Raw genomic sequence first — 13,315 nt, 5'->3', positions numbered from 1 at the left:
ACATTTTATTAACCGCGTGCTTATTTATCTTGCGATAAACTGTAAACGTAGGCTGTTAATAAGTGAATCTTATCTTCACCTAAAATGTCTTTCCAAGCAGGCATTACACCAGCACGGCCGTGGTTAAGCGTTTCTTCAACAGCACGTTGAGAACCACCGTATAACCAAATGTTATCAGTCAGGTTAGGCGCGCCAAATGGTAGGTTATGTGCAACCGACCCTTTACCGTCAGCACCGTGACATGCGGCACACATAGCAAACTTAGCTTTACCTGCAGCTGCATCTTTTTGGTTAACAGTACGGCCAGAAAGGCTCAGCACATGTGCTGTCATTTCTTTAACGCCTTGCTCACCAAGAGCATCGCCCCAAGCTGGCATTGCAGCTATGCGGCCATTAAGCAGTGTTTCTCTAATTTTGTCTGGTGTACCGCCATATAACCAATCTTTATCAGTTAGGTTAGGGAAGCCTGTTCCACCACGTGCATCAGAACCGTGACATTGCGCACAGTTTTGTGAGAATAAACGCTGACCAATTTCGATGGCTAATTGACCATCTGTTTGTTCATGTTTATCACCATTTTCAAGAGCAACTTGCTGCGCTGCGTCACCTTCAAACTTAGAATTAACTAAATCTAAAACCGGCACTTGTGCGAGTCGATTAAAAATAGGACCAAAGCGTTCTTCTGCAGCTTCGTATTCTTTATCAAGTTTAACAAAACGACCTTCTTCTTTGGCCTCTGCAACTGCTTTTTTAGATTCAGCTAAAGACGTAATACCTTGGTTAGAACTAGTCCATTTACCTAAACCTTCCCAGTTGCCTAAACCTGGGTAAGCTGCAAGGTAATATACTGACCAAATAAAAGTTGCGAAAAACATGTAAGTCCACCATTTTGGTAGTGGATTATTTAGCTCTTCAATGCCGTCAAATTCATGTCCACAGCTTTCACCTTCTTTTACGCCAGCATAGTTTTTTAAGTTCCAAACTAATAGGCCAAAGATGATGCATAAGCATGCAAGGGTTAATACAATAACCCAAATACTCCAAAAGCTAGTCATTTTTCAGACTCCTTTTCCTCGTTAGAGAGTGTGTTGTTATGTTTTTTTTCATCTTCAAAAATGGCATTAGCAGCGCTATCAAAACGATTTTTGCTACGTTTGCTGTATGCCCATACAACAATCACAATAAACAATACTAAAATTACCAGAGTCAAAATGCCTCTGTATGTTCCGTAATCCATAATAATTTACTTCAAGTGGGTACCAAGTTGCTGTAAATACGCGATTAGAGCTTGGATTTCTGTTGCGCCTTCGCCGTTATTCATAGCGTTAACTTTTTCAACATCAGCTTTAAGTTCTTCGTCGCTGCCATAACCTAGGCCCGGGTGTTTAGGGTTTTCTGGGTTAATAGCAAAAGTATCACGGAAAATTTGTAGTTTTTTCAGAGTCAGGCTTGTATCTACCTTATCCTCTGCTAACCAAGGAAAACCTGGCATATTCGACTCAGGAACCACAGCACGTGGGTCAACTAAGTGAGCATAATGCCAATCGTCCGAGTAACGTTTACCAACGCGAGCAAGGTCAGGGCCAGTACGTTTAGAACCCCATTGGAAAGGGTGATCCCATACTGATTCGCCTGCTACAGAGTAGTGACCGTAACGCTCAACTTCATCACGAAAAGGACGGATCATTTGTGAGTGACAGTTATAACAACCTTCACGTACATATATGTCACGGCCTTCCATTTCTAAAGCATTAAGAGGGCGTAGGCCTTCTACTGGTTTAGTTGTGTCGTCTTGGAACATTAGCGGAGTAATTTCAACTAATGCACCAAAGCTGATAGCAAAAACAGTCAGAATAGCCATAAGGCCAACGTTCTTTTCTACTATTTCATGTTTGTTTTGTGAATTTTTATTGCTCATCATCTCACTCCGTTATGCTAATTGTGCTTGCGCGTCTAACTTCAGAGATTCTTTCTCAGCTGAAATTGTACGGAAAACGTTATAAGCCATAACTAACATGCCTGTTACGATGAATACACCGCCTACAAAACGCATAATGTAGAAAGGATGCGACGCTTCTAAAGACTGCACAAAGCTGTACATTAATGTACCGTCGGCATTTACCGCACGCCACATTAGACCCTGCATTACACCAGAGATCCACATTGCAACAATGTATAAAACAACACCTACTGTGTGTAACCAGAAGTGGGTATTAACTAATTTAACGCTATACATACGACCTTGCGCAAATAACGCAGGAATTAAGTGGTAAATAGCACCAATTGAAATCATAGCAACCCAACCTAGTGCACCTGAGTGTACGTGGCCGATTGTCCAATCTGTGTAGTGAGATAACGCATTTACAGATTTAATTGCCATCATAGGGCCTTCGAACGTAGACATACCGTAGAAAGACAATGAAACAACTAAGAAGCGCAGTACTGGATCAGTACGCAGTTTATGCCATGCGCCTGATAGGGTCATAATACCGTTAATCATACCACCCCAAGACGGTACGAATAGGATAATAGACATAACCATACCTAAACTTTGCGTCCAATCAGGAAGCGCAGTGTAGTGAAGGTGGTGAGGACCTGCCCAGATATATAATGAAATTAGTGCCCAAAAGTGAACTACCGATAAACGGTATGAGTAAACTGGGCGACCTGCTTGTTTTGGTACAAAGTAATACATCATACCCAAGAAACCAGCAGTTAATAGGAAACCTACAGCGTTATGACCGTACCACCACTGAACCATAGCATCTACCGCACCTGCGTAGATTGAGTATGATTTAGTTAACGACACAGGCACTGCCATGCTGTTTACAATGTGTAGTACTGCAACAGTAATAATAAAGCCAGCATAGAACCAGTTAGCAACATAAATGTGCGAGACTTTACGCTTGATTAAAGTACCAAAGAATACAATAGCGTAAACAATCCAAACCACAGCGATTAAAATATCGATTGGCCATTCAAGTTCTGCGTATTCTTTTGAGCTAGTAATACCAAGTGGTAATGTAATTACTGCTAATACAATAACTAGCTGCCAGCCCCAAAATGAAAAGGCGGCGAGTTTGTCTGAGAAAAGACGCGTTTGACAAGTACGTTGTACGACGTAATAAGACGTCGCAAACAGTGCACTAGTACCAAATGCGAAAATTACTGCGTTCGTGTGTAACGGACGTAGTCGAGAGTAAGTTAACCATGGTGTATCAAAGTTAAGTGCTGGCCAAGCTAATTGGGCAGCAATCAGAACCCCAATACTCATGCCAACGATGCCCCAAATCACTGTCATAATAGCGAATTGGCGTACAACCTTATAGTTATACTCAGTTTGTGATGCTACTGTTTGGCTCATTTTCTGGCTTCCGCTGCAATAAATGCGTTTAGAAATGAATTACCCACTATTAAAAGTGGGGCCTACTATTTTTCTCAAGCGTGTTACCTAAAACTTTCAATACATGAAAACTTCAGAAAAAAACTTGAGAAACCCTTATTTTTTGCGGGTGAAATGATAAATTTTTTGGCCTAAAAAAGATAGGTCAATTACATAAAATTATGACATCAATCAAACTTTGTGAGCTTGTTGTTTATTTTTTGATACAGTTTGTGCCTAATTTGGCCTAATAGTAACACTCGCACTTGTTATTTACAGTCACGATTATTAGTATTTGCTTTTCTTTAGTGCGAAATTGTTATGCATACATATAGGTTAAGTTTATTTACGGCGGTGTTTTTTTTATTAACAGCGTGTGATTTTTCTAAAAACACAGATAAAGAATTTCTTAAAAATGGCATATGCGAAGCTAATTTTCCGTGTACTTTTTCAAACGGTGTTAAAGTATGGTTAAGCGAGAAAACCCTTTCCCCCGAAACTCCATTTACTATTTTCAGTGATTTACCTGCAAACATTACAATTGAAGATGCCAAGCTTAAAGGCATCACTATGTATATGGGGTATATTCCCCAACAATTTAAACAACACGATGGCCTGTGGCAAAGTAATACAATGGTTGGCATTTGTTCTGAGCAAAATATGCTCTGGAATTTAGAACTAACCGTTAAAAATAATGCCACTTCTGTAATACAAACTCTCAATTACTCTTTTTACGTAACGTATTAAAGTTACGGCTGCAAACTCTTGCATACAGCTTACATTTTGATGTGAGTTCGTTTTCTCATACATACGGTTATTTGAGTGAGAAGATCAATAAAATTTCCTTTTTAGGTTTTGAAAAAGATAAAACTTCTAGAGTGAATGAGTGCCCTCAAAAAGTTCAACTTTAATTACAACTGAATAAAGAATCTAATCAAAAAATCTTCCCAAATGGCTAAATAAGACTGTTTAAGCACCAAGCATGCATAAATATGGTTATTAATTAACATTTAGTTTTACGGTTTTAATAATGTGCTGTGATTAAGTTGTTAATTTATCTATTTTTGGTACGTAGCTCAGTTGATTACATTTGATTACAAAGTGAATCACTTTGGTTTCAGGTGTTTTTCGAATGTTTCGGTTTTTTGTTAGGTTACTGTTTTTAAATCGTATTTATTAATTAATACTGAAACATAACGTAACCTATGTACCTAAAGTAGTTATCTCATCTTATTGCATGATATAAATTGAGCTATCATTAAGTTTTCGTTCAGTTAAAGGCGCCTAAGTTGCCCGCCTGACTCACTATTCTAATAAAAAGTGAGCATTACCAATAAAGGTAAATTTCCAACAAGTAGGGTTCTTTCATGAAAAAATCAACTCTTGGTTTAGCTGTAATTGCAGCGATCCCAATGTTCTCAAGTGTGCAAGTTTTAGCGGCAGACGAAGCTGCAAAATCAATCGAAAAAATTCAAGTGACGGGTTCTCGTATTAATCGCACTGATATGGAGACGTCAAGCCCTATTACCGTCATTGGCGATGATTTTATTACCAAAAGTGGTTATACATCAGTTGCTGATGTACTTTCAAATCAACCTTCAGTTGCAGGTACAAGCTTAGGTGGTACTAGTAATAACGGTTCAGGTGGTTCTGCAACAGTAAACTTACGTGGCATGAGCTCTCAACGTACCTTGGTTCTATTGAATGGCCGCAGAATGGTGTCATCTGGTACTGGCGCTGACTCTTCTGTCGATTTAAATACTATTCCAGTTGCAATGATTAAATCTATTGAGATATTAAAAGATGGTGCGTCTGCAGTATATGGTTCTGATGCCATAGCTGGTGTTGTAAATATAATCACTAAAAAAGATTTTGAAGGCACGGAACTTAATATTGACGGAAGTAGAACAACAAAGAATGACGGGAATAATTACGGTTTTAGTATACTCCACGGTATGCAGGTAGCGGATGGTAACTTTGTCGTTGGCGCTCAGTACTCTGGTCGCGGAGAAATAATTCAATCTGATCGACGCTTTGTGGATGCAGGGCAATCATCTTGGATACCACAAGGTACATTAGGCGGTAAAACATCAGATGGTAATGGTGATTTTAAAGATAGAACAACGTCTTATGATTTCACTACATCTAGCTATGCACAAACTCCCAATGATTTGTATAGCCTCTTCACAAGCTACGATACTGAACTTGATTCAGACACTACTTTAAATATCGATTTAATGTACACGCGTCGTGAATCATCACAACAATTAGCACCGCAACCGATAACTATCGATTTAAAAACCAGTAGACTTAATACTAAATATACCAATTCATTTTCTAAAAATGGTACGCTAGATGATACATTAGAATATAAAAGAAGAATGACTGATGCTGGTCCTCGCCTCTATGAACAAGAAACTGATACTTACAGAGCCTCAGTGTCTTTACAGGGACTTTTAGATAATGATGCTAGCTGGGATATAAGTGCTACTTATGGGCGAAATGACTCAAAGGATAGCGTAAAAAATTCAATTAACGCCGTAAGAGTAGAAGAAAGTATTTATGCTAATCAGGATATTTGGTTTAGTGGCGAGCCTCTAGAACGCGACTTCTTAACAGCTAATAATTCAATATTTATGGAGAATAATGAAGGGGGCAATGAGCAGTTCGTTCTTTCTGCTGGATACAGCAATGTAACAGAAAGTGATATTGGTTATGCTATAGGTATTGAAAACCGTTTTGAAAGTGGTTTTTATACCCCAGATTTAATTACTCAATTAGGCGAAAGTTCTTCAGCACAGCAGGATTCTACAGATGGCGACTATTCTGTACAGTCGGTCTATTTTGAGACATCAATGCCAGTCTTGGAGTCTGTATCATTAGAAGGTGCGGCTCGTTACGATAATTATTCTACCTTTGGTGGTGAAATTACCTGGAAACTAGGTGCCACTTGGAATGTAACTGATGAATTTATGGTTCGCTCTGTATTAGCTACTGGCTTTAGAGCACCAAATGTTGCTGAATTATTTGGCGGAAATTCAGGTTCTTATGATTACTTATCCGATCCATGGGAAAATGCTACAGATGCTCAAATACTTGTAAACCGTGCAAGTGATGATGACCTACAAGCTGAAGAAAGCCGTTCATTCACTTTTGGTATGGTTTGGGAAGTTACTGATGGCTTATCAAGTACTTTAGATTACTGGAAGTTTGATATTACTAATGCAATTACTCGCTTGGATGTTCAGAATGAATTGAATTCTTGTTTTGCAGGCGATACAGATTCATGTTCATCAATTAAAGTGACTCAAGCTGGTGATTTATCTGACTTAACCTCTGTACTAACTAATGTTGGTTCTCAAAAAACATCTGGGGTTGATTGGAATATTAGTTACACTGGTGATAGATACAAGATCAATCTTGATACAACTTATCTAATTAAGTTTGAAGAAGATGACATTAATTATACAGGTACTATCGATGGCAACTTTGGTGGCTATTCTAAAATAAAGTCTAACCTTTCAGTTAATTACGATCTTACCGATTCATTAAACATCCTCTATAACGCACGATTCATTCGTGGAATGGATGGTGAATACTACGGCGAAAATTTTAGTACTGACAACATTATTTACCACGATGTTTCAATGAGCTATAACTTGAATGACGCATTGAGATTTACTGGTGGTATGAACAACATCTTCGATAAAGAGCCTGAGAAAGTATTAGGTGGTAGCGATATGGGTACAGTTCCTGAGGTTTACGATGTAATTGGTTCACGTATTTTTGCAAGTGTAAACTACAAGTTTTAACTAGCACATTAATCGTATTAAGGCTCAGTATTTACTGGGCCTTTTTTATTGAACAAAACAAAGGAGACAAGTACACTAAAACGATATTTTAAAAGGAGAACTGATTGTTAAAACAAGATGAAAACTTATCTTTTGTCATTGAGCCAGAGCTAACTCCTCGTTCTGAGCAGCGCATAGATCTGTATTTTTCTATCCCTAATGAAATGGGGATTAATCCGCAAACACTTACCGAAGAATCTTACTTTAATAACCACTTTAAATCACATTTAGCGTATAACGCTAACAATATACACTTGCCTTTAGTGCGAAGCCGTTTTGTTAGTAAAAACAAAGGTGAGCAACAAGATTACCGGCAAAATCTTAATTTATTTTGTTACCAAGTGCGTTTAGCACTTGATGCCGATATAAAAGACGCGTTAAAAATTGATGAAGCCGAAGACTTTTATAAACGTGCTAACGAAGTATATGAGCAAAGCGAAGGGCTTTTAAAAAAGCTGCGTCGCTACACACCAGATGACGAAAAACTACTGCCATTTTTTACCAATGCTGATAACTATTTAAGTTGGCATGTTGAGCAATCTTTTTTAAAGCTTTTAGATGAAGGCCCACGTAGTAGTGATTATGCAAAGGAGCGTAACGATTTACTGCAGTTTTGTAAAAGCGAAAATACGTATCGAGCAGAGAAAAGTTACAACTCTGAAACGACCATGCAAGACGCCAATCGAATAACAAATAAAATGCGTTTGTTACAACGCTTAATAGAGCACGGCGTAATATTACAGCGTCAAACGCGGTTTCTTAACAGCTACCTTAAACGATTAGTTAAAGGCACTGTAACAGCCGTTATCATGGCATTTGTGATGGTTGTAATACTCAATGCTCGCTCAACGTTTACGGAAGTCACTGCGACGCTTATTTTAATTTTAGGGGTTATTTACGGGCTACGTGAAATATTTAAAGAAGATATTACACGTATGATTTGGCGAGCCATTGTACAAGGGCGACCTAAGTGGCGATTTAGTTTTAAAAATAGTATTACCAAAGACAAAGTAGCGAGTCAGCTAATTTGGCTTGAATATATGCGCTTTAAGAAAATACCTAAAGAAGTGAAATCTATTTTTTCAAAACGTCGTCAACAAAATAAGCAAGCTGCGCAGTGGTTACACTTTGCAAGTGAGACACGTGTTAGTGCAAAAGAATTTTTGCCCGGCTACGATACACTTCAGCACACGCTACAATTTAATCTTGCGCCATTTGCTCGTTATTTAAAACGTGGTGAAGGGAAGTTATATCATTTAGACAGTAATAAAATCTCTAAGCAGGCTGTAGAAAGGCGTTATCAATTAAATATGGTACTTGTTCTAACTGAGGAAGATAAAACACTTTATCAACGCTATAAAATAACGCTAAATCGCAGTAAAATCGTTAATATTGAGCTTATTTACTCCAAAAAATGAGTTAAAAAAGGGCTGATACAATCAGCCCTTAATATTTGGGTAGTTTATTTATCAGCTAAGCCATGTCTGCTATATAAAGTTACTTTGTCTGATACTAGAGTGATCTCGATATTTTTTGCTTCATCGCCCCATATACAGTTAGTATGCAGTGTTTTTTCAACACAGTTATCAGCACTGCCTAAAATAGTTTCAACTTCAGTCTTATCCATGCCTACTTTAATTTTTTCATAATTTTCAAGACTTACCTTAGAACAAGCCGCAAGGCTTAATGTAGCTGCGATGATAAGGAGTTTTTTCATTGTTATATCCTACTTAATATTAATGTTTGAATTTTCTGATTTGGACAATCATGCCCATTCGTGGATGGTCAAAGTAATGTACTTCACCACTAATTACACGTCTAAACTGAGAAAAGCGGGCTGACTCTATATCGCCACTTTCTAGCTTTTGGCTAATATCAAAATTAGCTGTTATGTATAAATAATGTCGTAAATGTATTTTAAATAAACCGTCTAGCTCCCATTCTGCTTTTGATTGATCTGGGTCGTTAAATAGCGCCGGTTGTGAATTTAATAAACTTACAAAATCAGGATTTGAATAGCTAGGTGTTATATTAGGTTCATTTTTAAGATGCTTACCCGCTATTAAATGTATACTTGGGGCACGTGACTTACTTGCGCCTTCAAAGCGCCAGCCAGTATGTAGAATAGGTGTTAAGCCTTTGCGGTCTAGTTGCCTATATTGCGCTTTAAATTGCAGCTGTTGCGGCGCTAATAAATAAGTTTGCTGCATATCATCTTTAGCGGGAGCTAAAGGCGTTACAGGTAGCTCATCGTAACTTTGTAGGTAGTTAATACTGTCATCGCATACACCCGATTGCGGGTTTGAATTAACTAATGAATCAGTAAAAGTGCGTTTTTGAAAACGCTCGTCGCCATCTATGCAGGCCTGCATTGCTTGTTCAGTATAAAGAGGGGTCAGTAAGTCTAGCGTATTTTTATCTTCAATAGCTTTGTGCTTAAGGCTAAAGTCTTCTTGTAAATACGGGGCAGGGCGCTGTTTAAATACAAGCACCTCAACCTCAAACCAGCGTTCTGCAAATGCAGTGCTGCTAAATAAGCAGCATAAAACAATAAGCGATTTTTTTAGCAACATTAATGGCTAACCTTTTTTTCGAAATCTGCAATCATTGCAGTGACCATTTTTAAGCGTTCGCGGGCATTTGCCTCACTAATTGCAAAGCGCAGTTTATTTGCGCCATCCATTTTGTACACCTTAGGCGCACTTTGTATCAAGCCAATGATGAAGCTAGGGTTAACCTTGGTATCTTGGCTAAACTCAAAGTAACCACCTTTTGGGTTTGCCTCAATTTTAGTTATACCTAAATTACTAGCCTTCATTTTTAATAATTGTAGGCTAAATAGGTTTTTAGCAGCATCAGGTAGTAAACCAAAGCGGTCTATTAGTTCTACCTGTAGTTCATCCATATCATCAAGGTTAGCACAACTTGCAATGCGCTTATACATACCCAAGCGTGCATTAACATCGTGTATGTAGTCATCAGGTAATAATGCAGCCAGCTTTAAATCTACTTCGGTTTGTTTTTGAAGTAGGTTCTCAAGCGTTGGCTCTTTACCTTCTCGCAGCGCATTTACTGCTTGTTCGAGCATTTCCATATACAAACTAAAGCCGATGGTTTGCATTTGGCCTGATTGATCATCGCCAAGTAGCTCTCCCGCACCACGAATTTCTAAGTCATGTGTAGCAAGGGCAAAACCTGCACCTAAATCCTCTAATGATTCAATTGCTTGTAAGCGTTTACTCGCATCTTTAGAAAGGGCTTTAGGGTCACCTGTTAGTAAGTAGGCATACGCTTGATGGTGGCTTCGACCCACTCGTCCGCGTAATTGGTGTAATTGCGCAAGCCCTAGTTTGTCTGCTCTGTCCATGATAATGGTATTAGCCGTAGGCACATCAATACCGGTTTCGATAATCGTGGTACATACCAGTACGTTGTATTTTTGATGATAAAAGTCAGTCATTATTTGCTCAAGCTCTTGCTCGCGCATTTGACCGTGGGCTGTAGTTACACTGGCTTCAGGTACCCATTCACTAATTTCTTGTGCAACACGTTCGATAGTTTCTACGTTGTTATGTAAAAAATAAACTTGGCCACCGCGTTTAATTTCTCGCAGTACCGCTTCGCGTATTAGTTCTACATCTCGTTGGCGTACAAAGGTTTTTACCGCTAAACGTTTAGCCGGTGGTGTTGCGATTATCGATAAATCGCGCATGCCGCTCATGGCCATGTTGAGTGTACGAGGTATTGGCGTTGCAGTCAGTGTGAGTATGTCTACATCGGCGCGCAGTGCTTTAATTTTCTCTTTTTGGCGAACACCAAAGCGATGTTCTTCATCAACAATGAGTAAGCCTAAATCGTTAAATTTAATATCTTGTTGAATAAGTTTGTGTGTGCCAATAACTATATCGAGCTTACCGTTGGCCATTTTTTCAAGCGTGTCTTTTTGCTCTTTAGTGGAGTTAAAGCGCGAAAGCACCCCGACTTCAATTGGGAAATCAGCAAAGCGGTCTTTAAAGTTTTCATAGTGTTGTTGAGCCAGCAAGGTAGTAGGTACTAAAATGGCTACCTGTTTATCATCGTTAACTGCTATAAAAGCAGCGCGCATGGCCACTTCTGTTTTACCAAAGCCTACGTCACCACACACTAAGCGGTCCATGGCTTGCTTTGATTGCATATCACCTAATACCGCTTCTATAGCGTTGCGTTGATCGTCAGTTTCTTCAAACGGGAAGCTATCGCTAAATTGACGATATGCGGGGGCATCTAGGGTAAATTTATTACCCGGTTTTGCTTGGCGCTGAGCATAAATATCAAGTAATTCAGCGGCTACATCGCGAACTTTTTCAGCCGCACGTTTTTTAGCTTTTTCCCAAGCATCTGATCCAAGTTTATGCAGCGGGGCGCTAGCTTCTTCACCGCCAGAATAACGACTAAGCATATGCAATGCAGATACTGGCACGTATAATTTAGCTTCACTTGCGTAAGTAATTGTCACAAACTCTGTAACTACACCTGCAGCATCAATGGTTTGCAAACCTTGATAACGGCCAACACCGTGATCGAGATGCACGACAGGTTGACCTTCTTTAAGCTCGGCTAAGTTACGGATTAGTGCATCTTGGCTGGCTTCGTACTTGTGTTTGCGGCGTCTGCGCTGAGATACTTTTATACCAAGCAGTTCTTGCTCGGTAATAATAGAAAGGCTTGGTTTAGTGCCAAGTACTACACTTTGCTCGAGGGGGCTTACTATTAGGCCTACGTCACTTGCACTTTTTATAAATTGTTCAAGTGTTTCAAATTCTTTAAATTTTAAACCGCTTGGTTTTAAAATGCTCAGTAATGATTCGCGACGACCGTCCGATTCAACACTGAGTAATATGCGGCCTTTTTTCTTTTTTTGCTCTGCTACATAATTTATAAACGCGCCATAAGGTTCATGATGTTTATGATCAATTCGAATGGCTGGCAGCTCGCTAACGCTTAAGTTTTTATTACCTGCTTTAGTGCCAAGCTTTGCAAGGGATAATCTAATACGTGCAAAATTGCCTAAATTAGAAAACAGCTCTTCAATAGGCTGATAAAGCGCATTGGGCTCTAGTAATGGACGAAGTGGGTCAACTCTGCGGTTTTCATAGCGTACATTTACATCGTGCCAAAAGTTATCTGCGGCATGCTCTAAATCACCCAGTTGCATAACAGTTGTTGTATCTGGCAGGTAGTCAAAAATAGTCGCTAGCTTTTCAAAAAACAACGGCATGTAGTATTCAATACCTGCAGGCCAGTTACCTTTGCTTACTTGCATGTATACAGAGTCTTGCTGCGAGCTTGCACCAAATTTTTCGCGGTAACTTATTCTAAAACGTTCAATATCAGCGTCGTTAGTGGGAAACTCATGCGCTGGAAGTAGCTCAATTTTATCTACTTTTTCATCAGAACGCTGCGTTTCTACATCAAATAAGCGAATGGTATCGAGTTCGTCATCAAAAAAGTCGAGTCTAAATGGGTGCGGGCTACCCATTGGGTATAAGTCAACGATAGAGCCGCGTATAGCGTATTCGCCGTGCTCCATTACTTGTTGAACATTTAAGTAACCAGCTTGCTCTAAATTGTCACGAAAGTTGTGAGTGTCTAGTTTGTCGCCTACTTTAAAGTTTATTGTTGAACCGTAAATAAATGAGGCCGGGGCTGTGCGCAACATTAAAGTAGATACAGGCACAATTAACACACTTTGTTGTTCTTTTTTTAAGGTGTTTAAGGTAGCTAAACGGGATGAAATAATATCTTGATGGGGGGAAAAGTGATCGTACGGCAAAGTTTCCCAATCAGGAAATACCATGACCGGGTTATCGGGTAATAAATATTCTAATTCTGTTTCAAGGCGAAGTGCGCTTGGTGTATCCGGCGTAACAATTAAGACTAAGTTGTCTTGTTGTTTAACGCCCTCAGCAATGGCAATACTTAAACCACTTCCGCTTAGCTGGCCCCATTGAATTTTATCTTTTTGAGATTTTACCCAAGGCAAGGCTGCCCATTGCTCAAACGCCATTTATTACTCCATTTATAGTTGGCTCTTAGCAACTAA

At 39.2% G+C, this 13,315-nt stretch carries 10 protein-coding genes; 3 read left to right on the top strand and 7 right to left on the bottom strand.

The genetic code is table 11. From position 1 onward, the window contains the following. Window positions 1-20: 20 nt before the first annotated feature. Genes ccoP through ccoN form a run of 4 tightly spaced genes read right to left on the bottom strand, consistent with a single transcriptional unit; the run spans window position 21 to window position 3,364 of the window. The gene (ccoP, locus tag EU510_RS05555) at window positions 21-1,055 is read right to left on the bottom strand and encodes a cytochrome-c oxidase, cbb3-type subunit III (RefSeq protein ID WP_149592608.1); all 1,035 of its coding nucleotides are present in this window, start codon (window positions 1,053-1,055) and stop codon (window positions 21-23) included. Next, window positions 1,052-1,237, bottom strand: a complete 186-nt coding sequence (locus EU510_RS05550; RefSeq protein WP_024597380.1) for a CcoQ/FixQ family Cbb3-type cytochrome c oxidase assembly chaperone — start codon at window positions 1,235-1,237, stop codon at window positions 1,052-1,054. Before EU510_RS05550 ends, ccoP begins: the two co-directional genes overlap by 4 nt. A gap of 6 nt (window positions 1,238-1,243) precedes the next feature. Next, entirely contained in the window at window positions 1,244-1,918 is a 675-nt protein-coding gene (gene ccoO, locus EU510_RS05545) for a cytochrome-c oxidase, cbb3-type subunit II (RefSeq protein WP_024597379.1), read from the bottom strand. Between the two features lie 12 nt (window positions 1,919-1,930). Next, window positions 1,931-3,364 (bottom strand): cytochrome-c oxidase, cbb3-type subunit I, encoded by a 1,434-nt coding sequence (ccoN, locus tag EU510_RS05540; RefSeq protein WP_002961515.1) that lies wholly within the window; start codon window positions 3,362-3,364, stop codon window positions 1,931-1,933. Window positions 3,365-3,703: 339 nt separating this feature from the next. Here ccoN and EU510_RS05535 point away from each other — a divergent pair, with 339 nt between their 5' ends. From EU510_RS05535 to EU510_RS05525, 3 genes are all read left to right on the top strand, one after another. Then, on the top strand, window positions 3,704-4,129 hold the full coding sequence (locus EU510_RS05535) for a hypothetical protein (protein ID WP_149592607.1): 426 nt from the start codon (window positions 3,704-3,706) through the stop codon (window positions 4,127-4,129). 620 nt (window positions 4,130-4,749) lie between these two features. Then, a complete protein-coding gene (locus EU510_RS05530) occupies window positions 4,750-7,194 on the top strand; it encodes a TonB-dependent receptor (RefSeq protein ID WP_149592606.1) in 2,445 nt (814 codons plus the stop codon). A 104-nt stretch (window positions 7,195-7,298) separates the two neighbouring features. Then, entirely contained in the window at window positions 7,299-8,651 is a 1,353-nt protein-coding gene (locus tag EU510_RS05525) for a hypothetical protein (RefSeq protein WP_024597376.1), read from the top strand. 44 nt (window positions 8,652-8,695) lie between these two features. On the opposite strand, the gene EU510_RS05520 is transcribed toward EU510_RS05525, so the two are convergent. From EU510_RS05520 to mfd, 3 genes are read right to left on the bottom strand one after another with little or no spacing between them, the layout of a single operon-like run. Then, the gene (locus tag EU510_RS05520; RefSeq protein WP_149592605.1) at window positions 8,696-8,950 is read right to left on the bottom strand and encodes a DUF3862 domain-containing protein; all 255 of its coding nucleotides are present in this window, start codon (window positions 8,948-8,950) and stop codon (window positions 8,696-8,698) included. Between the two features lie 19 nt (window positions 8,951-8,969). Continuing rightward, a complete protein-coding gene (locus EU510_RS05515; protein ID WP_149592604.1) occupies window positions 8,970-9,806 on the bottom strand; it encodes a peptidoglycan binding protein CsiV in 837 nt (278 codons plus the stop codon). Then, window positions 9,806-13,279, bottom strand: coding sequence for a transcription-repair coupling factor (gene mfd, locus EU510_RS05510; RefSeq protein WP_149592603.1), 3,474 nt, complete (start codon window positions 13,277-13,279; stop codon window positions 9,806-9,808). Before mfd ends, EU510_RS05515 begins: the two co-directional genes overlap by 1 nt. Between the last annotated feature and the right edge of the window lie 36 nt (window positions 13,280-13,315).

This window comes from Pseudoalteromonas sp. FUC4 (assembly GCF_008370255.1).
Taxonomy (GTDB): domain Bacteria; phylum Pseudomonadota; class Gammaproteobacteria; order Enterobacterales; family Alteromonadaceae; genus Pseudoalteromonas.
This window is presented reverse-complemented; position numbering and strand designations above follow the sequence as displayed.